Raw genomic sequence first — 21,772 nt, forward strand, 5'->3', positions numbered from 1 at the left:
GCCTTCAGTGAACCGACAACGTTCTTGATTATCCATCTATTTTTACCTCCATCATCACCATAGTATTATTAGTTAAAACCACCATGATTAAGTATTCTCGTATAAATGAATATCCTTAACTGAAAATGCCAAAGTTATTACTTTCTGTTAATCAACAAGCTAATTCTTGAACAAAAATCTATCAATCTTTGTACCATGTCAATAAAGATAAAACAAACTAAATAGTTCTATAGTCATTGACCATTAACAGTCATCTTTAATTAAACAATTCTCACGCTTAATGTTTATTCTGATCGCTAAAGGACAAGCGCACAGAGACTTAATTATTTCTCGATATTGGTGATTTCACCCCATGTTGACAAAATACAAGGCGAAAAGCTCAGATTGAGTCAAATAACATGACTATTCGCCTCATTTGGTGAGTAGAATAGAAGCCTTATTTGACTCACAGGTGACGCAAATGTAGAGCCATTGATGTGATTCAGTATTTAACATGGTTTATAAAATCTGCAATTTGCGGCGGTTACTGCCGTGTATTTTCATTTTTATAAACCACTGTGTTGCTTTTGAAGGAATGAGCTTTCTTTGTACTTTGTAAGCAATGAATAACAGTTTTGGTGATTTGATACAACGCCGCTCCACCAACAAACATGGATTTTGAATGTCGTTGAGCTAATCTACTCCAAGTACATGACACAGATTTTGATACGCTTTAATATGTTTATCCGTCCCCATCTTCGCCAAATTTCTCTGTTTCCAGAGGATGGCAGGCAATTGCTCAACACTTTCCAATCCCAACAGCGACCAGTCTGGCATTCGGTTTTTAAAAGACAACAGAAAAGTACGTTCCTGTTCGGTTAAAGAGCCGTTAATCAACTCAACCAAACGTCTTCGCGTCTCTTCCAATTCGGCCAGTTCGACGTGTTGCTCTGCCATATTCAGGAACTCACCATGATAGACACCAGTAATGTCCTTGAAAGTGGGCCTAAGCAATTCAACGATAGGACGGTTATGGCTCACCATGTAAACGATCAGAGCCTTGCGAAGATCATCAGTAAAGCCCTCGTTATCCAGCAACCATTTCACATCGAACAAATCCCTAGGATGTTGCCTATCCAGTGCAGCGCAGATTTTTCCGGCATAGAGATCAGCATGGGAAACGATCTGGATTTCGGCGTAGCCAAACTTATCTTCCACAACCTCACAAACTGTCATTACCTTCGGTTCAAACACAGTGCCACGCAAGACCGGTGACAACTCAATTTTTATTTGAACGCCTGATCTTCCTACAATCAACCGCAAGGCATCATCTTTATCCCGGAAAGATTCGATAATTTCCGCGTCTGTCATCGCAGCTCGAATGGCAACCGCAATCTTACTCAGAGCAATTTTGATCGCCGTTAAGGCTTCTGCACGTTGCAGCATCGGTAAAAATACCAGATCAATATCAACCGACAACCGAGGCAAGTTGCGAACGAACAAATTGATAGCCGTATCGCCTTTCAAAGCAAAGCACTCCTGTTCAGCGACAAAAGGCAGCAGTTGCAGTAACAACTGAACTTGTCGGTAATAAATACTGTTACGATCCATAGCCTCTCCCTACATATCCTTGGGCACCGTGATGAGCCAGGTATTATCCAACCGCCCTTTGGTAGTAATAACTCGTTTACCAGCCCCTAAGTTGTACTTCCGAGGCTCCAGCTTTTTAAACCAAGCGTGCTGATGCCTTTCAGCTAACCAGAGGAAGAGCCGCTTTACCTTGATACTGGAGCAAGCCAATAGCAAAGCATCAAGTTTGCGCGGTGACAAATTGTATAATCCCTCCATCAATTGTTCGGCATGTTCAAAGCTGACAGCTTTGGGTACATCCCCCAAAACTTCGAAGATAGCCCTTTCTGGGCAGGAGAATTGGAGCGCAGGCATTCCCTCACGCCATTGTTCCTGCCTAAGCCAAGTTGGGTCAGCTATCAAATTTTCCGGCCATAACGCTTGGGTCCGGTGTCCTTTAAAATACACATCCAAAGGGACTCTGGTCAGCCAGCGAGGTAACGGCTCACTAGAATACAAGTGAACTGTTCGGATATGAGAGCGGGTGACGTAGTGAGCTAACCCGGCTATCTCCAACGCGGTTAGCCCACCGAGGTGAATAGGTGTTTCAGACATACGCTGCAATGAAGCAACAACACCTTGCCAGTTTAGGTGGCAACTGAATTGGCTAAACACACCAGTAGCAAGGGGAAGAAGTGTTTTACTACGCACAGCGTTGTCCAAAAAATGAAAGTTAAGTCCTTGAGCAACGAGCCATTGTTTGGTAGCCAGCATACCAACAGGAAGTAATTCTTTAAGTTGTCGACGTGCTTCAGTGTTTAACATAGTTTATAAAATCTGTAATTTGCGGCGGTTATTGCCGTATATTTAATAGACTATAAACTAGCAGATTCTTTTGTGGTTTAGAATATCTATTTTTCACGGCAGTTATTGCCGTGTATCTTCGTTTTTATAAACCACTGCTTTCAATCTGGCACGAAGACGATTTAGCGTTGACAATGGCCCCTTTCAGTCAAGGGGCCTTCCTTATTTTGATCCGAATATCAAATCAATAGCGAACCATCACGGATTTCAATTCAGTATAGTGCTCAATAAAAGCGCTACCGAATTCACGACCAATACCTGAGGATTTGGTACCACCGAATGGTAATGCCGGATCGAGGAATGTATGCATATTGATCCAAACGGTTCCCGCCTCGATACGCGGGATCATGCGCATGGCTTTGCTGAGATCATTGGTCCACAAACTCGCAGCTAAACCAAATGGCGTGCTGTTCATCAATCCAATCAGCTCTTCCTCATCGTTATAGCTAAGGAAAGTCCCCACAGGACCAAACGTCTCTTCCTTCATCAATGAGTTTTCAGGGCTGTTAGCACGAATCACTGTTGGCGCCACAAAGAAACCCGGTCCGGCCAGAGCATGGCCACCGTAAACAATCTCACTGCCTTCTTGACGAGCCTGCTCAAACAGGGACAAGATCTTGTTATAGTGCGCTTTGTTTGCCAGCGGCCCCATTTCTGTTGATTCATCCAGAGGCGAGCCAATTTTTATTGCCGCGAGTCTTTCAGACAATAATTTCAGTACGCCATCCATATGGCTTGCAGGAATATAGAAACGTTCCGCCGCCGCACAAATCTGCCCCTGATTGAGATAACCGGCTTCCAGAACCCCATCAACAATTTTTTCAACAGGCATGTCCGCTAAAAACGCCGCGCCGTTCTTACCACCCAATTCCAGCGTAACGCGAGTCAATCCCTGTTCCATTGCTGATTTACCAACAGCAATACCCGTTGGCACCGATCCGGTGAAAGTCACCTTGGCACATAATGGGTGACCTATCAGCGCAGGGCCAAGCACCGAACCTGAACCATTAATCACATTAATGACACCATCAGGAATACCCGCTTGTTTGGCTAATTCAACCATCCGGAGCATGGTCAACGGGGTGTATTCACTGGGTTTCAACACAATGGTACAGCCGCAAGTCAGTGCAGCCGCCATTTTCCAGATGGCAATCATGATGGAGAAATTCCACGGAATAATCCCTACCACAACACCAATCGGTTCACGACGGGTAAACGCCGTGTATTGCTCACCGTTAAAAGAGGGCAAAGAGACATTCAGGGTTTCACCGCTGATCTTACTTGACCATCCGGCAAAATAACGCAGGAATTGAGCAGAGGAATCAATTTCCAGCATACGGGATAACTGGATGGTTTTACCGGAGCAGAGAGTTTCTAACTGCGCCAACTCTTCCCGATGTGCCAGTAATAGATCGGCCAGACGATTCAGGCAATGGCCGCGCTCCATCGGTGAAGTTTGGGCCCATACCCCATGAAATGCCGCCTGTGCCGCTTGCATAGCAGCATTGACTTCCGCTTCACCGCCTTGATTAACAGTTGCAATGATTTCATCAGTCGCAGGGTTTATGACAGAAAATGTTTCACTCCCCTGACCAATGACTGGCTGACCATTAATATAATGTCCATGATTATGCTGCAAAAAGGTCGTAACTGACTGTAATAAGTTAATATCACTCATTATTTACCTCTATCAAATAAGTGTTTTTTTAACCTTTACAAGCCAGATAATGCTTCACAAAACGGTCAGCGGTGATTTCCCACAGGACTTCCGTTCCTTTCGGCGCAAACCAGGAATCCCCCGGATGATATTCAACGGTTTCACCGCTCTTCACATCGGTCAATTTTACCGAACCTTCCGTAACGGTTGCATGCTCATCAAACGGATACATCATACTGAACTTGCCACGAGTACAGGCGAAAATACCACATGTCAGGTTATCCGTTGGTTCACCAAATATCATTGCCATACTGGCCTGCGGATCGCCTTCCAACACAGTCGATCCCAGATTGCTTACGCTACCAATGTCCAATAATTCAGGCAGAGGTTTGTTCAGTAAAAGTGATTTAATCATGATGTTCTCGTTCCAAATAAAATAATTTATGAATTGTCCAATGAATACTATTGATATCAATAAATTAACGGCGACCTTTCCAATATCCTGACGTTTGATGCCAAATTTTGCCCGCTGATACCATCAGATGTCGCAACTTATCTTTGCCAATAATATTCGCATGAGGAATTGAACTCATCAGGTCATAACGCTCAGATCCTTCGCTCATCCCTTCGGCCAATACCTTACAAACGATATGGCTTGGCGTGACCCCAAAACCGGAATACCCCTGCACATAGAACACATTATTGTGCTGCGGCAGAGAACCAATCTGTGGGAACAAGTTTGCACTGCAACACAACGGTCCTCCCCATGCCAATTCAACCTTCACATCTTTCAGATAAGGGAAAACTTTCAGCATCAAGTGACGATTCCAAGCTTTCAAATCAGATGGGATATGTTCAATGAAGGGGGTTGCACTACCGAACAAGAGACGGTTTTCCTTCGTCACACGGAAGTAATCAATAACCGGACGAATATCACTATACGCACCACGAATCGGGCTGATTCTCTCAATCAAATCATCTGGCAACACTTCCGTCATTAATTGGAAGGCATAAGTGTTAACCACCTTTTTATAAATATATGGCTCAAGACCACTATTAAGAAAGGCGTTACAGGCCCACAGCATTTTATTAGCGCGAACCGTTCCCATCGCGGTACGAACCGTTACTCTGGAACCATATTCAATGTTCAGTGCCTGACTGTTCTCAAAGATTTTTACGCCAAGGTCCGTCGCCGCTTTCGCCTCACCTAGCAATAGGTTCAGGGAGTGAACATGACCGCCTCCCATATGCTTCAACGCACAAGTATAAGCATCAGAACCGATCACCTTTTTCACATCAGAGCCGGTGTAAAGTTCAATCTCTTCATCAGGAGAAACCGCCTGAAAATCTTTCAGCCAGCTACGTAACGTATTTTCCTGTCTTTTATTCATGCCAAGATAGCCATAACCACGGCAGAGATCAGCATCAATATTATATTTAGCAATACGATCACGAATGATGCCTGCTCCCAGATTACTGATCTGGAAGATCGTTTCCAGCCCTCTCTCACCAATATGGCGTTTGATTACCTCCAAATCATGACCAATACCCGCCATAACCTGACCACCATTACGACCTGTACTGCCATAGCCAAGATAACGACTTTCCAAGATTGCAATATTGGTGATACCCTTTTCCGCCAGTTCAAGAGCAGTATTGATACCGGAAAACCCACCACCGATAATCACAACATCGACATCCAGATCTTCTTGTAATGCCGGAAAACGAAGATCATATTTCTTGGTCGCAGCGTAATAAGTTAATGAATCAAGGTGATTGTTCATGTGATAGCCCGATTAACATCCAACATAATCACCGGATTATCTGTAGCGCAGAGTCACATCACCATGTCCCTTTAGGGATATTTGAAACACAGTTTTAACATTTGTGACTCAGGCAAAATAACGGGCAGGAGGCGTCATAAACAGGCTAAATAGCTCTGCTTGTGATCTGATTTGTAGTTTTTGATAAATATTCTTCCGGTGGTTTTTCACCGTCCCTGTACTGATAAAAAGTTTCTCAGCAATCTGCGGAGAGCCTTTACCTTGCAATATCAACTCCACAATCTCACGTTCTCTCGGGGTCAAGGCATAACGAGCCTGAGTATCCAGATACCCCATCTCAGCAACAGGAGTTTGTTGCGTCATATCATCATGTAATCGCGCCACACTGCGGATAATTTCCAGCGCAGTTTTCAGGTTTTTCCGATGCTGTTTCTGGATGAAAAATGGCTGATTTTCCTTACCAAAAAACAGGCCAAGTTGCCTTTGGGGAGAGAGTTTCAATAAAACCGCCGTTTCATCCCGCCAACCGGTCTTACGATAAAAATTCAGATAATAATCAGTATGATAAAATCCTGAAGGGACAAGTTCCCGTAAGGTGAATAGATCAGTGTCAGCCCCATCTATTAAGGCTTGATAGAACGGATCTTGCAGATAAGCGCCCTGTTGATAAATCTGATTTATTGCATCACTGTTTTTCTTCTCGGTTTTACTCAAACAACGCGGAGAAGAACCTTGCTCGAAGACATAGACAATGGCGTTATCAAAAGTCATAAATTGTTCCAGCCAAGTCAGTAAATTAGGATAAAATTCACTGGTTGCCACCGATTCAATCACTGCTGATAATCTATCTACATGAATATCCATTCAATCCCTCGCAATTATTCATAAATTAATAATAAATCCGAAGCAGATATTTCCCGCCAATTCCATAGCGAAACTATATAAAAATCACACTCAAACTGGATGAACAACTCAATTATCGTTTATGTGTTAATCAAATCACAATTATGAAACATTTTACTAATTATTTTTGAGAGCACTCACCCAGATCTAAGATTTTGTCACGGAATAGACGTTTTAACTGGATTATCCTCATTTTTTATATCACTTTCTCTAGCAAGGAGTAAAAATGACCACCAAAAAAATTATTCTTGATTGCGATCCTGGGCATGATGACGCCATTGCCATGCTATTGGCGCATGGCAACCCTAATATTGAGCTATTAGCCGTCACGACGGTTGTCGGTAATCAGACACTGGATAAAGTCACTCAAAATGCACTGGCGATAGCACATATTGCCGGTATTACCGGCGTACCCTTTGCCGCAGGCTGTCATCGCCCATTAGTTCGCGATCTTGAAACGGCATCGGATATTCACGGCGAATCTGGTCTGGGTGGCGTGAAGTTGCCTAAACACTCCCGAACGCTTGATCCTCGCCATGCTACTGATCTGATCATTGATACTATTATGTCTCATCCGCCCAAAACGGTGACTTTGGTTCCCGTTGGCAGCTTAACTAATATTGCTCTCGCCGTCCGTAAAGCACCGCAGATCGTTGAGCGGGTAAAAGAAGTGGTATTAATGGGTGGTGGATATCACACCGCCAACAGAAGTGCAGTGGCAGAATTCAATATCAAAACGGATCCGGAAGCAGCATATATTGTTTTTAATGAAAAATGGCCGCTGACCATGGTCGGTTTGGATCTGACACATCAAGCACGCGCCACATCAGAAATTACCAAAGCAATTTCACGTATCAATACCAAAGCGTCTCGGTTTGTCGTAGAACTACTGGATTACTATGGTCAAAGTTATCAGAAGAGGCATGGTTTCAATTGTCCTCCAATACATGATCCTTGTGCCGTCGCCTATATTATTGATCCTACAGTGATGACAACGCAAAAAGTCCCCGTCAATATTGAACTGAATGGTACCTTAACCGTGGGAATGACAGTGGCGGATTTCCGTCATCCAATACCAGAAGATTGTCACACCCAAGTTGCTGTCAAACTCGATCAACAGCGATTCTGGCAATTGATTATTGATGCATTGAAAAACATCGGCGATACCTGCGATTAAGATGCAAAATAACCACAGATAGGGAACAATAATTAAAGCCGTTACTTCCAATACTAAACGGCTTTCAATACCGCTCTCAGTCGCGGATATCGACGAGCCAAACGCCAACGCAATCTAAACCCACGGGCATTTTTCCAGATCATTGACCAAATACCGCGCTCAAACAATTCATGAACCATTTGTTGTTTTATCGTCGAGGATTCTATCTCATTAATCGTATGCAAAATCCCTAGCCCCTCTTTCGCAATCTGCCAATGACACGCCGGTGCCTGTTTAACTTGTTGTGGATAACGATGATTAATCTTATTCAGCATCTCCAGGATTTTCATATAGTGATGTGCTGTTCTTACCTTAATACCATCATCCGCAGGAACATGGGACACCGAAGCGGAGTGAATCAGATAATCATAAAAAGATTCATCAATATATTGCACCCGATTTGCCGTCAACAAGAGTTCTGTTGTCCACGGAATATCTTGATGATGCAACCCCGGTTCAAACTGATAATGATGTTTTGTCAGAAAAGCCCGTTTATAGATATTCAGCCAAGTTACATGCAGGAATTTGCGTGAACTCAGTGCTTGTTGCAACCATTCTGGCCCACTAAGCACCGCGGTAGAAGAGAGGCGCTCGGAAGGAAAAATCTTTCGAGCTGGCCGACCATCATCATAAACATAATGACCGTTGCAAGTAGCAATATCCAAATCATTATTCTGAGCAATTTCTAACAGCCGGTTATACATCCCCGGATAAATGACATCATCAATATCTGGGAAAGCCACATAATCCCCTCTGGCTTTCGCTAACCCCGTGTTACGGGCAACAGAAACCCCTTGATTCTTCTGCGTGATAATTTCTGTCTTTGGGAATTTTTCGACATATTGTTCAATAACCTGGCGACTATTATCCGTGGAACCATCATCAACCAAAATTAGTTCAAAATCAGTTAGCTTTTGCCGAGATAAATTGACAAAAAACTGCGATAAAAATCGCTCTCCATTATAAATAGGTACGACAATGCTGAGTTTTAGTGATATAGACATAAGATCAATATAATCCTTTAATCCAAAGGTGTTATTTTCTTATATTGAGATTATCTGGATATTTATCAGGGATAATAATTCTCACCTATAAATATAAATCCAATAAATATTTATTAATTTTACATTACATATATAAATAAAATAGCAATGATTTATAGTGATTTTTATTTTAAATCGTTATCATTGATATACACTATATAATTAAACACATCCAGATAATTTATCTTTTAATGCTACATCTATTACCAATTAATTATTATATAAACATCTCTATTAATAACTCTTACCGTTAAAATTTACCGATAGCCGATATTTTCACCAACATTACTGTTGGAACTAATAATAGTTCAACCGCAGTTAAACAATTACTCACTACATTTCACATCAATTAATATAATGATGTTATTGTTTATCTTTGGTTTTAGTAAAAGGTAGATAATAATATTTGCAATGAAGCTGAGCTGTACTGGTAACGCGTACTACCTTAGCTCATACGCAACATTTTATTGCCTCCAGTGCATTATGTTGGGTTTTACCAGACCCTAGATTTTCATCTTTCACTCCCTAGAAAAGGAATCTAATATTATGAAAAAACAGGAAAAGATAGCCTCTCGGACAATTATTGCCGCCAGTTTATTGACACTGATAACGGGCTGTAGCCATATGGAAAAAATCCATATCCCGGAAGAAAACCAACCCGTCCTTTCTACTAAGCTGAACATCCACCAGCCTACATCGATCATTGTTCCTGTCACTATCTCCGGTAAAGAATATCAATTCTTGCTGGATACCGGCGCCAGTTATACCTTCATCGATAATAAACTGGCAAAAATGCTGACACAAACCACACCAGAATCAAAAATACCGGTTACATTCCACCGTATGCTGTCCGATGGACTGCTTACAACCAGTGAAAAACGCTTACACAAAGCTGACCTAACATTATGGCAACCCTTGGCGATTACTCTCGGTAATCATACGGTACCGGGCTCCGATCCCTGGATTGGCATTGACATGAGTCTCTTTAATCAGTCCATTGGTCAGGAGCTGGATGGTATTCTCGGAATTGACACTTTTCGTCAGTTAAACTGGAAAATAAATAACCTGAATCACACATTGACAGTATGGCGCCATGCGCCTTCAATCCTAAATTATCAACAATGTGAACCTTACAGTGATAGCTACGGCAAATCTCCCGCAATCCAAGTTTCTAATGTCGTTTTTAATATAGATACCGGAGCCGATTACAGCTATGTTTCTCAGGAATTTATTGCATATCTGAAAAAAGAGCATAAAGATAAAATTTCTGAAGGAACCCGTGTCAAATACGCCTCCGCCAGTGGGCTTGATAGTAGTAAAGAGTATCTAATTGATGGCTTTTATTTACAGCAACTGCCAGTGGGTCATCTGAGAATTGGCGAAAATAAAAATGATCAATACAATCTTGGTATGAGTTTCTTCTCGCGTTTTGATGATTATCTGTTTATCCCAAACAAAATGCTGCTCTGTTTTAACGCCAAAAATTTCACCCGTTATGACAACCCACTACTTCGCACGATTGCAATCCGCTATTTTAATAACAAAGTAGAAATATTTTACAACGATCCCAAAGATATTGAAAAATTTGGATTAAAAAACGGTGACATTGTGCTGGAAGTTAACGGCCAACAAGCCCTTCCTGAGGATATCACCTATCTTCGCAATCAATTGTCAGAAACCCCATCGGGTAAATTGACCATAAAAATTGAACGAAATAACACCCAGAAAATCATTACCATTTAATTAAGTCATTTATAGAGGAATAAGTTTATCTCCCTCAATAAACTTATTCTTCAATTTGGTATTTATTCTGTTTATAAGCGAGATAGGTTTTATACCCTTCATCTTTCAAGCTGCTGCTTTGTTGGCTGCTTTCATTTGCTCCACCTTATTAAGGTTAGCACGGTAATGCATGCTAACAAAAAGACAAGATAAGAAAATGTCTAAGAAATAAAGGGGAAAGCGGCTGTTAACCTTTTGGCTTTGTACTGAAATCAAACAGATCTGTCAGCTCAATCTGCAAACCACTCGCAATAATATTGATGATTTCCAGCGTAGGATTTCTAACCCCACGCTCAATACCGCTGATATACGTCCGATCAATACCACATTTATCGGCAAAAGCTTCCTGAGACATGCCAGACGATTGCCTGAGATACCTAACTCTTTGTCCAAAAAGGAATTTTACAGCGTTTGGCTTTTTCATCCGATAAGTATCGAATTATGTTACTTATCAGACCACGGACTATGAGTCACTTTTTGCGGTAAGTTATGTTATCATATGTGACTTATAGTCTACCATGTAACGATTTACCTTTTCATATCAAAGTCATCCGTAATACAGAGGATTCATAATGAAAAATCAGGACTGGCACCCAGCAGACATCATAGCAGAGCTGAAAAAACGAGGCACATCGTTAGCAGCCGTTTCAAGGGAGGCGGGGTTAGCATCATCTACCCTTGCTAATACCCTGCAACGCCGCTGGCCTAAAGGTCAACAGCTTATTGCCGAAGCTTTAGATTGCGATCCCGCTGAAATATGGCCTTCGAGGTACACAAAGTAAGTGGCTGTAGAACAAAATGGAGTAGTTTATCAATAAGATAAGCTGCTCCGATCTACTTTATACTTAAAGTATGTTTTTGAGGTGTGCTATGAAGCATAGAGTTAACGTAACCGTTGATAAAGAAAATTATCTGATCCTGAATTCAGCCGGTGTAAATATTTCAGGTTTTGTTAATGAAGCCATGACCAGAGAAACTCAACTAATCAAAGCTGAAAGTTGGAAAACAGATAATCGCAAAGAAATGGAAGAAGTTGCTCAATTTATTAAACAATATGGCTCATTTGCTGATGAAAACAGGAGCTGGTAAATGCGATTTGTTGTTTATCAATATAAACGGAGCGAAAGCAAATACAGTATGTTTGTTGATGTACAAAGCGACATCATTGAGACACCAAGAAGACGTAAAAACTCAATACTCAAATAAAGTCGGCTAACTCTTTTTCTCTGCGTCAAAGTCAAACAGATCTTTTAATTCGATCTGTAAGCCACTTGCTATGACATTGATAACTTCAAGCGTGGGATTCCTGACACCACGCTCAATGCCACTGATATAAGTGCGATCAAGCCCGCATTTATCGGCAAAAGCTTCCTGAGACATACCAAATGCTATTCTGATATGCCTAACTCTCTGTCCAAAAAGGGATTTTATAGTATTAGGTTTTTTCATTCGATAAGTATCGAACGATGTTACTTATCAAACCACGGACTATAAGTCACGTTTTCCTGTAACTCGTGTTATTAATATGACTTACCGCAAAAATACGATGAATGATGTTTTTAATAACCACGTGATCTGTCATTGGGAGGATTAAAAAGTTCAACATCATGGCACAAAAGGCATATATAGCTTCTCTTATCATTCACTTCCTTGATCTCTATAGATACTACCGCCTTTGTCTGGAGAGGCACCAAACAAACATAACGTTACAAACCAAAAATATGAAAAATCTTTAAACATATTAATTAAATTAATTTATTTTATCAATAAATTTGCCAATCTGGTCGCAAGTATTTATTTTCTTAAACACGACTTTTACGCATATAAGCAGCCAATACAGTACGCTCTGACTGCTCCAAATAGCTTTTTAACACAGTGGCCGCACTCTCTGGCTCACCTTTCTCAAGTAGCGCCAAAATTTGGGCATTCTGATCAATATAGGGGGAATAAAAAAGTTCAGGATCGTTCAGATAACCAAAAGCCAGACGCAATTCCGCAGAAATATGCCCATAGAATGTTATCAGCCGTTCACTGTCAGTAAGTTCAACAATAGCGGAATGAAATGCCATATTTGCAGTTCCAACGCCGATCCAGTCCTGAATATCACGACACTGTTTCGCCACTTCAATTGCACTACGCATGTGTTCAACCGCAGGATGCATAGGATAAGACTGCTCTAATGCCTGGCATTCAATAAGCTGCCGGACCCGATAAATATCGATAATAGAAGCAATACTCGGTGTGGAGACGAAAACACCACGATTAGGTTCATATTGCAGTAACCCTTCCTGAGTCAGTACCCGAAAAACCTCACGTAATGTATTACGCGATATCTCAAGCTGTTCGCTCAGAGCCGCTTCTGATAGTCGTTGACCAGGTGATAGCTCCCCAATAATCAGTTTTTGCCGGATAATATCTGTTACTTTTTCACTTAACGTCTTAGGAGTGGAATTATCTTTTTTCATAATGATTAGTTGAAAGAGCGTACGCTGACCCAATTCAGCCACGAGTTCCCGGTCGTAACTCAACAATAAGGATGGCAGGCATCTTCACACATTCACCTACTGCCAGCAAGCATAGGGGGCTGCCCCATTTACCGTTTTCTACGCCAGAAGGATTATTGCCTCATAATGGTACATTCATCGCACCACCATGGAGCATAACTATCGTAAAAAGTGATCTACGTTTTATTTTTATGATTAAAAAATAATTTCTTTTGCCTATTCTTTCGCCTCATTCTATTTATTGTTCAACAATATAAAAACAATACTTTAACAATAAATGCAAATTATCCAACGATGGTACGCATATTGCTTAGATATAAATTTATCTACCACACAGGAATTCAGCCTATGACGACACAGCAAACAACCGCGATTTTTATCTACCGAGGTGAGACAACATGCAACAGATTGTGAATCTATGGCCGTTGATTGGCATCGCGGTTATTGCCGTGGGGTTTTTACTCAGGTTTAACCCGGTATTGGTGGTGATTGTCGCAGGGATCATCACTGGGCTAGCCGCACATATGCCGATCACAGCGATTCTGGAAAAGCTGGGTTCCGGCTTCCTTAATACCCGAAATTTGCCCCTAATTTTGCTGTTACCACTAGCAACTATCGGCCTTTTGGAACGGCACGGTTTAAAAGAGCGAGCTCAAACCTGGATTAGTAATATTAAAACAGCAACTGCCGGGCGTTTGCTGATCATCTATCTGTTCATTCGTGAAATAACCGCTGCGCTAGGGTTGACCAGTTTAGGCGGACACCCGCAAATGGTGCGTCCATTGCTGGCACCAATGGTAGAAGGGGCTACGGAAAACCGTCATCATGACCTACCTGACGATGTACGCTACCGCCTGCGGGCCATGTCGGCAGCAACGGACAATGTTGGCCTTTTCTTCGGTGAGGATATTTTCGTCGCCTTTGGTGCAATCATCTTTATGCATAACTTTATGCTAGAGTCTGGCGGCATCCAAACGGAACCGCTACATATCGCTATGTGGGGGATACCTACCGCCATCTGTGCCTTCCTAATCCACGCTTTCCGCTTGTCTCGTCTTGACCACCAGATCGCTACCAAATTGGCAGCACTGAACGGTATGAACAAAAATCGAAGGAAGGTAGAGTAATGTTTCAGCAACAATATCTTTATTGGTTAGCTGGCATCATCCTGTTGGCTGTAGCAGTAATGTCCTGGCGCGATCACACCAACCCTCGCCGTCTGACCACCAGCTTGTTCTGGGCGCTATATGGCATCGTGTTTCTGGTAGGCGACTGGAGCTATCGCGTAATAGCACTATGGGCAGACAACGAAGTTGAGGCCCAAAAAATGCTGCATATCAGTGTAGGGCTGATCGTCGTATTGATGGCACTGACGGCAGGTTTTGGCGGGGTGCGATTGGGTAGCTATCATCAACGCACACCTCAGCAACGGCAGGAAAGCGCCTCTCGTTTGGGTAATCGTCTATTTCTTCCCGCACTGGCAATCCCTATCGTCACCGTGATAGGCGTATTACTGTTTAACCACGTCCCTGGGTTACAACAAGCACTGTTCGGTACCGGCAATCATGCCACGCTGGTAACGCTGTTTTCCATGACAGTCGGCTGCTTAGTCGGATATGGCGTTGCATTGAGAATGACGCGAGAAGGCGTAGCTCAATCAACCCAAGAAGCGCGTCGCCTGCTGGACGCTATCGGCTGGGCGTTTATCCTGCCACAGATATTAGCGACGCTAGGGCTATTATTTACCGTAGCCGGTGTCGGTACCGCAATTTCTCACCTGACTGAACATTATTTAGCGGTGGATAATCGATTGATCGCAGTGGCGACATATGTACTCGGCATGGCGTTATTAACCATGATAATGGGCAATGCTTTCGCCGCGTTCCCGATTGTTACCGCAGGGATCGGCATTCCTATTTTGGTACTGCAACATGGCGGTAATCCGGCGGTTATGGCCGCCATCGGCATGTTCTCAGGCTATTGCGGTACACTGATGACCCCAATGGCTGCAAACTTCAATATCGTTCCGGCTGCACTGCTGGAATTACCAAACCGTAATGCGGTCATTAAAGCACAAATCCCCACTGGAATAGCGCTGCTGATTGCCAATGTTTTTCTGCTCTATTTTTTGATGTTTTTGTAAGGAGAGCCCATGAAAACCGTTCTAATTACCGCTTTTGAACCTTTTGATGGTGAAACCATCAATCCATCGTGGGAGTCAGTCAGGCAATTGCAAAACCAACAGCTATCTGGAGCACATATTGAGACACGCCAGCTCCCGTGTGTATTCAACACTTCTCTCACTTGCCTGTACGCCGCCATTGATGAGATACAACCTGAACTGGTCATTGCTGTGGGACAGGCAGGAGGCAGGCCGGATATCACGGTGGAACGCATAGCGATTAACATCAACGATGCACGTATTCCCGATAATCAAGGCAATCAGCCCATTGATACCCCTATCGTAACAACCGGACCGGCTGCCTATTTCGCCACCCTACCGATTAAAGCGATCGTCAGTGGCCTGCAAACTACGGGAATCCCCGCTTCGATTTCACAGAGTGCCGGTACCTATGTCTGCAACCATGTCATGTATGGCCTACTTCACCATCTGGCACTGACTTATCCCAAAGTACGCGGTGGATTTATCCATATTCCCTACCTGCCTGAACAGGCAGTGAAACACCCTGGTACGCCAAGTATGGCTCTGGAAACAATAACAACAGCCCTGAAAATCGCTATCAAGCAAGCACTAGGAAACAGTGAGGACATGGTTACTGGTGGAGGAACAACTCATTAATTCAGCATCTATCGGCGTAGCGGAAATTGCCTATCTGTAGAACTGATAAGCATCCTGAATTTTTTACTACTTTCTTGAATATCACTTTATTGGAGTCACGACTATGAACCTTATTGATTTAAACAGCGATCTTGGCGAAAGCTTTGGTCAATGGAAAATGGGCGACGATAACGCCATGCTGAGCATTGTCACCAGCGCTAATATAGCGTGTGGATTTCATGCTGGTGATCCCGCCGGTATCCTGCAAACCTTAAAATCTGCCCATAAAAATCAGGTAGTGATCGGTGCTCATGTGTCTTATCCAGATCTTGTCGGATTTGGTCGCCGCAATATGGATATCTCCAGTAATGAGCTGATCGCGGATGTTATTTACCAGATTGGCGCGTTGCAAGGTTTGGCTGCGGCGGCAGGAACCACCGTAAGTTATGTCAAACCGCACGGGGCACTGTATAACACGATTGCCTATGATGAATACCAAGCCCTTGCCGTCATTACAGCAATTCGCGAAGTGGATGACAATTTAGCGCTGGTTGGATTAGCCGGTTCGAAAATATTGGATTTGGCGAGGGAGAAAGGTGTGCGAACTGTCGCGGAAGCCTTTGCTGACAGAGCTTACACTCCACAAGGCACGCTAGTTTCTCGCCGGGAAAAAGGGGCGGTACTTCATGACGCTAATGTCGTTGCCCGGCGCATGCTGCAATTGGTAACCGAAGGGGGAGTTGAAGCCATTGATGGCAGTTTTACCCGTATTCAGGCGGATTCCATTTGTGTTCATGGCGATAACCCAGACGCGGTAGAAATGGCACGTCAGGTGAAACTAACCCTGCAACAAGCCGGGATCACCGTATGCTCCTTTATTTAAGCAAAGTAGTATTTAAGCAAAATAGTATTTAAGCGCTTATCATGCCCAGGAGTACCTAGTGCGTTTTTTACCTGTTAATTTAGATGCCATTATTGTCGAGCTTCATGATCTGAATGAAACACTGGCGCTATTTGATTCACTTAACGCCTGCCCCATTGCAGGCATAGAAGAAATTATTCCGGCGGCCAGAACACTGTTGATTCAATTTCGTCCCAACGTTGTTTCCACCGACAAACTTGCCAGAGAAATCAATGGTCGCAACCTGAATACACTGGATAGGACAACAGGAAAACTCGTTGAAATCCCGGTGCATTACAATGGTGAAGATCTGGCGGAAGTGGCAGAAATCCTCGGCATCACGACTCAGGAAGTTATCAAGCGACATACAGAAAGTGAGTACACCGTTGCTTTTACCGGATTTGCCCCCGGATTTGCCTATTTAGTCGCAGATTCAGATCGTTTACATGTTCCTCGCCGGATGACACCAAGAGCCCGTATCCCTGCGGGTTCCGTCGGGCTAGCTGGAGAATTCAGTGGGATATACCCTCAAGCCAGTCCGGGAGGATGGCAAATCATCGGTATCACGCCAGAACGCATGTGGGATCTCTCACGCTCTCCCTCTTCCCTGTTGCAACCCGGTTTCCGGGTACATTTCAGAGATCAAGGCAAAGGCGCAACAATCACTAAACCCGAAACCCCGGTTGCGCCCATAGAGGACATTCTATCTTCGCAGGTTGATAAACACTCCTCACTGGAAATCCTAACCACTGGAATACAAACACTTTTTCAGGATTTAGGGCGTTCAGGACAAGCTAGCTTAGGAATTTCCGCTGCCGGCGCGCTGGATAAAACCGCGCTGAGAAGAGCAAACCGTATCGTCGGTAATCCTTCGGATAATGCATGTCTGGAAATTGTACAAGGAGGATTAAGCTTTATCTCTCATGGCAATGTCATTATCGCGGTCACAGGTGCTGACTGCCCAATCACTGTTCAAACAGCATCTGGCCGCAAGTTTCAGATTGATGGCTATCAGCCTGTCGATCTGAGTGAAAGTGATAAAGTGACGTTAGGAACACCCAAAGCGGGAGTGCGTTCTTATTTGGCAGTGCGTGGCGGTTTTGCCAAGCAACCGATTCTCTCCAGCCTCTCTTACGATACGTTGGCACACATTGGTCCTATGCCAATCGCTATAGGCGATACTTTGGATATTCTTACTGTCACGCAGGGTTCCGCTGTATCAATGGATGAAAGCCCGGCTTTTAATATGCCTACCTCTGACGATATCGTTACATTGGATATCATTCTGGGACCACGCACTGACTGGTTCACCACAGAAGCGCTATCCTTGCTAAAAAGCCAACTTTGGCAAGTTACACCACAATCTAATCGAGTCGGTATTCGCCTGTATGGCGATACACCATTATCGCGTATTAATCATAAAGAGTTACCGAGTGAGGGAACAACCACTGGCGCAATTCAGGTTCCTGCCAGTGGTCAACCGGTGCTGTTTTTAGCAGATCACCCTTTGACCGGTGGCTATCCAGTCATTGGTTCCGTTGCCAACTATCATCTCGATCTTGCGGGACAAATTCCTGTCAATGCTCGTATCCGCTTCAACCCAATCACTGAATTTCACGAAATAAAAGAGAGCGATTGCCGCTCATGAGTACCGTAATGACCATGAATAATAAAGACCATCCCATGAAAAAAGTTTTGATCGCTAACCGTGGTGAAATCGCCGTCCGTATCATCCGTGCCTGCCGGGATTATGGCTTACAATCTATCGCCGTCTACGCTGATTCGGACATCCATGCACAACATGTACAATTGGCTGATGAGGCTTATAGTTTAGGCGGAAACAGCCCCGCTGATACCTATCTTAATATTCCCCAATTATTGGATATTGCGAAACGTTCAGGTGCCGACATGGTACATCCCGGATACGGATTTCTGGCTGAACGGGCAGAATTTGCCCGTGCAGTTATTAATGCAGGCTTGATCTGGGTTGGTCCTGAACCAGAGACAATTGATATTTTGGGTGACAAAGTTAAAGCACGCAAAATTGCCCAACACGTAGGTGCACCGCAGGTTTCAGGTACAGAAGAACCGGTGAAAAACGCGGAGGAAGCTCTGGCGTTTGCCGAACAATATGGCCTGCCAATTGCAATTAAAGCAGCATATGGCGGTGGTGGGCGTGGCATGAAGGTGGCATGGCGGCTCGATGAAGTCACTGAACTCTACAATTCGGCTGTTCGTGAAGCAACAGCGGCCTTTGGTCGTGGAGAATGTTTCATTGAACAGTTCCTGGATAAACCTCGTCATATTGAAGCGCAAATTCTGGCTGATAAATATGGCAATGTAGTGGTACTTGGCACACGTGATTGTTCACTGCAACGGCGTAACCAAAAATTGGTGGAAGAAGCGCCGGCCCCATTTTTGACCGAACATCAGCACCAACGTATTCATCAAGCGGCACGGAATATTTGCACCGCAGCCCATTATATCGGAGCCGGTACTGTGGAATTTCTCCTCAATGCAGACGGCACGATTTCTTTTCTGGAAGTGAATACTCGCTTGCAGGTCGAACATCCCGTCACCGAAGAAACCACAGGGATCGACATTGTAATAGAACAATTCCGCATTGCTGAAGGTAAACCTTTATCATTGACCTCAACCCCCATTCCCTTCGGCCATTCTTTTGAGTTCCGTATTAACGCAGAGGATGCCGGTAAAGGATTTTTACCGACGCCCGGAACCGTGACAGTCTTTTCTCCCCCTTCCGGCCCAGGCATAAGATTGGATTCTGGTGTTGCAGCAGGTTCCACCATTCCTGACACCTTTGATTCGCTGATGGCTAAGCTGATTGTCACCGGAGCAACCCGCCAACAAGCTATTGCCCGTGCGCGACGTGCATTACAGGAATTCAGCATTGAAGGCGTTGCATCAGTATTGCCTTTTCATCGGGCAGTGATGGAGCATCCTGATTTTATTTCCGATGACACATTTAACGTCCATACACGTTGGATCGAAACTGACTTTATCAATGATATAAAAATATCTCCGCGCCAGAAAAGCCATCATCAAGAAAAGGTAACACGCACTTTTATTGAAATTAATGGCCGTCGGCATGAACTGGGGCTACCTGCCGAATTATTAAAAGGGCTCTCATTGCCTGATGCTGGGCAAAACTCCATCACTGAAAACAAAAATAGTGAAATAGAGGGGACAATAGCAGCGCCTAATTCTGTCTCAGCACCAATATCTGGCGTTTTACAATCCTGGTATGTACAGGAAGGTGATAAAGTTAAACAAGGAGATGTCATTGCTGTCATGGAAGCAATGAAAATGGAAACGCAACTCACCGCACATCGTTCTGGGAAAATCGTTATCCATGCGGAAGAAGGCGGTTATCAACAGGCAGGAAATGTACTGGCAAGTATTAACGATGATTAATAATGATATACCCTTCATCTTTCAAGCTGCTGCTTTGTTGGCTACTTTCACTCACCCCAGTCACATCGTTATCTATGCTCCTGGGGATTCATTCACTTGCNNAACTCGAAATCTATTAGGTATGATAATTGCCAAATTAGTCACAATTAATTGGCTAATTTGACACATAAATTCACATTACCCAATACAATATCAAATTGTGCGGATAATTTCCGTACAATTATTTCCGTACAATTTTAATGAAGAGATCAAAATTAAAGTAAACGTAATAGTTTGAAAAAAACTAATTAAACCCTTTATGAATAGGAAAAAATAACTATTAAGGGCAATGTTTTTAATCATTTCGTTAATATTGATAATAAGATAAATAAGCCATTATGCGATTTAACACTTGTTTATGTGTTGGATTCAATGAACTATTAATAAAATTCTTTCATTTTTATCCAGAATAAATATTTTTAATATCATATGTTTCAATTGAAGATTGAGAAACTATTAAAATCAGTAATAAACATGAAAAGATTTCAACAAAATAGAAAGTAAAGATAACATCATTTACTAATGATTATTAAGTGATAACAGCCATATATATTCATCCAGTGAATGACAAATAACATGATAGTTTTCGGCTATCTTTACCTATATTTAAACAATTAAGAAATCATTAACTCATTATAAATTACCGCTTATAAATAGTGTATGGATTTATTTTCTACGCTTGACAATATAAATACATTTACCAAATAAAAAACCAAACAAAACATAAAGTTAAAAATATCACCCTATATCAATCAGATACAAATAAAATCTCACAAGAATAAATCAATAAAAATGTTATAAGCCATATACTATACATGTTGATATTTTCAAGAAATATATTAAAGGCACCCTCTGATTTTATTCTAACCATAGAAATATTATTTCATAAAAAGATAATGTTACTCATTTAATAATCCCTCATATAGATATGATAATTATCCACATATCATATACATCTATTTAAATAGTATATAAACGGACTATTACAACAATACCATAATATTAAATCATTTAATTGTTTTACATTTCCTTTACAATTATCAACACAACTTAAAACTATAATAAATTCATATATGTTTTTAAAAACACATTTTTATATAGATTAGCATCACAATTTCAACATTACTCAACAAAATAATAAATCAAATAATTGCAATTACCATTAAACAGAATACTATATTAATAGTGAAATAAAATTTTTATTTACAATATTTTCCTAATGGTTCAAAAGAAGACCAAGATAAAAAACAAATTCAGAGGCATTGATTAAAAAGGAAAAATATTCGTTACTTTAAATTATACCCTATGGATTTCAAG

General features: G+C 42.5%; 20 protein-coding genes and 1 pseudogene. 11 read left to right on the plus strand and 10 right to left on the minus strand.

The genetic code is table 11. The features are described 5' to 3' along the window. Positions 1-672 precede the first annotated feature (672 nt). The 6 genes from KZ793_RS01615 to KZ793_RS01640 all read right to left on the minus strand — a co-directional run bounded on the left by KZ793_RS01615 (position 673) and on the right by KZ793_RS01640 (position 6,717). Positions 673-1,590: a nucleotidyl transferase AbiEii/AbiGii toxin family protein gene (locus tag KZ793_RS01615; RefSeq protein ID WP_225812940.1), complete on the minus strand. Its 918-nt coding sequence runs from the start codon at positions 1,588-1,590 to the stop codon at positions 673-675. A gap of 9 nt (positions 1,591-1,599) precedes the next feature. Beyond that, the gene (locus KZ793_RS01620; protein ID WP_225812942.1) at positions 1,600-2,373 is read right to left on the minus strand and encodes a type IV toxin-antitoxin system AbiEi family antitoxin; all 774 of its coding nucleotides are present in this window, start codon (positions 2,371-2,373) and stop codon (positions 1,600-1,602) included. 223 nt (positions 2,374-2,596) lie between these two features. Continuing rightward, complete coding sequence (locus tag KZ793_RS01625) at positions 2,597-4,090, minus strand: aldehyde dehydrogenase family protein (protein ID WP_225812944.1); 1,494 nt, start codon at positions 4,088-4,090, stop codon at positions 2,597-2,599. A 28-nt stretch (positions 4,091-4,118) separates the two neighbouring features. Further along, positions 4,119-4,484 carry a cupin domain-containing protein gene (locus tag KZ793_RS01630; RefSeq protein ID WP_225812946.1) on the minus strand — a complete coding sequence of 122 codons (366 nt, stop codon included), beginning with the start codon at positions 4,482-4,484 and terminating at the stop codon, positions 4,119-4,121. 64 nt (positions 4,485-4,548) lie between these two features. Continuing rightward, positions 4,549-5,853 carry an NAD(P)/FAD-dependent oxidoreductase gene (locus tag KZ793_RS01635; RefSeq protein ID WP_225812948.1) on the minus strand — a complete coding sequence of 435 codons (1,305 nt, stop codon included), beginning with the start codon at positions 5,851-5,853 and terminating at the stop codon, positions 4,549-4,551. Between the two features lie 108 nt (positions 5,854-5,961). Then, positions 5,962-6,717, minus strand: a complete 756-nt coding sequence (locus KZ793_RS01640; protein ID WP_225812950.1) for a response regulator transcription factor — start codon at positions 6,715-6,717, stop codon at positions 5,962-5,964. Positions 6,718-6,982: 265 nt separating this feature from the next. Here KZ793_RS01640 and uriH point away from each other — a divergent pair, with 265 nt between their 5' ends. Then, positions 6,983-7,933, plus strand: coding sequence for a uridine-preferring nucleoside hydrolase UriH (gene uriH, locus KZ793_RS01645; RefSeq protein ID WP_225812952.1), 951 nt, complete (start codon positions 6,983-6,985; stop codon positions 7,931-7,933). 53 nt (positions 7,934-7,986) lie between these two features. On the opposite strand, the gene KZ793_RS01650 is transcribed toward uriH, so the two are convergent. Continuing rightward, positions 7,987-8,976 (minus strand): glycosyltransferase, encoded by a 990-nt coding sequence (locus KZ793_RS01650; RefSeq protein WP_225812953.1) that lies wholly within the window; start codon positions 8,974-8,976, stop codon positions 7,987-7,989. 585 nt (positions 8,977-9,561) lie between these two features. Between KZ793_RS01650 and KZ793_RS01655 the strand changes: the two genes are divergently transcribed. Beyond that, complete coding sequence (locus tag KZ793_RS01655; RefSeq protein ID WP_225812955.1) at positions 9,562-10,758, plus strand: aspartyl protease family protein; 1,197 nt, start codon at positions 9,562-9,564, stop codon at positions 10,756-10,758. A 226-nt stretch (positions 10,759-10,984) separates the two neighbouring features. Here KZ793_RS01655 and xreR1 (KZ793_RS01660) read toward each other — a convergent pair whose 3' ends face one another. Beyond that, positions 10,985-11,221 carry a cell morphology transcriptional regulator XreR1 gene (gene xreR1, locus KZ793_RS01660; protein WP_118988116.1) on the minus strand — a complete coding sequence of 79 codons (237 nt, stop codon included), beginning with the start codon at positions 11,219-11,221 and terminating at the stop codon, positions 10,985-10,987. A gap of 148 nt (positions 11,222-11,369) precedes the next feature. Here xreR1 (KZ793_RS01660) and xreR2 point away from each other — a divergent pair, with 148 nt between their 5' ends. From xreR2 to KZ793_RS01675, 3 genes and pseudogenes are all read left to right on the plus strand, one after another. Then, entirely contained in the window at positions 11,370-11,579 is a 210-nt protein-coding gene (xreR2, locus tag KZ793_RS01665) for a cell morphology transcriptional regulator XreR2 (RefSeq protein ID WP_118988117.1), read from the plus strand. A gap of 88 nt (positions 11,580-11,667) precedes the next feature. Continuing rightward, positions 11,668-11,886, plus strand: coding sequence for a type II toxin-antitoxin system antitoxin CcdA (gene ccdA / locus KZ793_RS01670; protein WP_225812957.1), 219 nt, complete (start codon positions 11,668-11,670; stop codon positions 11,884-11,886). After that, positions 11,887-11,982: pseudogene (locus KZ793_RS01675) on the plus strand (CcdB family protein); the annotation flags it as partial. 27 nt (positions 11,983-12,009) lie between these two features. On the opposite strand, the gene xreR1 (KZ793_RS01680) reads toward KZ793_RS01675, so the two are convergent. Together xreR1 (KZ793_RS01680) and KZ793_RS01685 are read right to left on the minus strand one after the other, a co-directional pair. Continuing rightward, positions 12,010-12,246 (minus strand): cell morphology transcriptional regulator XreR1, encoded by a 237-nt coding sequence (xreR1, locus tag KZ793_RS01680; protein WP_225812959.1) that lies wholly within the window; start codon positions 12,244-12,246, stop codon positions 12,010-12,012. A 353-nt stretch (positions 12,247-12,599) separates the two neighbouring features. Further along, the gene (locus KZ793_RS01685) at positions 12,600-13,262 is read right to left on the minus strand and encodes a GntR family transcriptional regulator (protein ID WP_225812961.1); all 663 of its coding nucleotides are present in this window, start codon (positions 13,260-13,262) and stop codon (positions 12,600-12,602) included. A gap of 437 nt (positions 13,263-13,699) precedes the next feature. On the opposite strand from KZ793_RS01685, the gene KZ793_RS01690 reads away from it, so the two are divergent. The 6 genes from KZ793_RS01690 (at position 13,700) to KZ793_RS01715 (ending at position 20,416) form a co-directional block, all read left to right on the plus strand. Then, complete coding sequence (locus KZ793_RS01690) at positions 13,700-14,428, plus strand: DUF969 domain-containing protein (protein ID WP_225812963.1); 729 nt, start codon at positions 13,700-13,702, stop codon at positions 14,426-14,428. Further along, positions 14,428-15,444 (plus strand): DUF979 domain-containing protein, encoded by a 1,017-nt coding sequence (locus KZ793_RS01695; protein WP_225812965.1) that lies wholly within the window; start codon positions 14,428-14,430, stop codon positions 15,442-15,444. Before KZ793_RS01690 ends, KZ793_RS01695 begins: the two co-directional genes overlap by 1 nt. 9 nt (positions 15,445-15,453) lie before the next feature. Continuing rightward, entirely contained in the window at positions 15,454-16,101 is a 648-nt protein-coding gene (pcp, locus tag KZ793_RS01700; RefSeq protein ID WP_225812967.1) for a pyroglutamyl-peptidase I, read from the plus strand. Between the two features lie 103 nt (positions 16,102-16,204). Then, positions 16,205-16,963 carry a LamB/YcsF family protein gene (locus KZ793_RS01705; RefSeq protein WP_225812969.1) on the plus strand — a complete coding sequence of 253 codons (759 nt, stop codon included), beginning with the start codon at positions 16,205-16,207 and terminating at the stop codon, positions 16,961-16,963. 58 nt (positions 16,964-17,021) lie between these two features. Next, positions 17,022-18,629: a 5-oxoprolinase subunit B/C family protein gene (locus KZ793_RS01710; protein WP_225812970.1), complete on the plus strand. Its 1,608-nt coding sequence runs from the start codon at positions 17,022-17,024 to the stop codon at positions 18,627-18,629. 14 nt (positions 18,630-18,643) lie between these two features. Next, positions 18,644-20,416 (plus strand): acetyl/propionyl/methylcrotonyl-CoA carboxylase subunit alpha, encoded by a 1,773-nt coding sequence (locus KZ793_RS01715; RefSeq protein WP_225813076.1) that lies wholly within the window; start codon positions 18,644-18,646, stop codon positions 20,414-20,416. The last annotated feature ends 1,356 nt before the right edge of the window (positions 20,417-21,772 follow it).

The sequence above is a fragment of the Photorhabdus antumapuensis genome, from assembly GCF_020387775.1.
Lineage (GTDB): Bacteria > Pseudomonadota > Gammaproteobacteria > Enterobacterales > Enterobacteriaceae > Photorhabdus > Photorhabdus antumapuensis.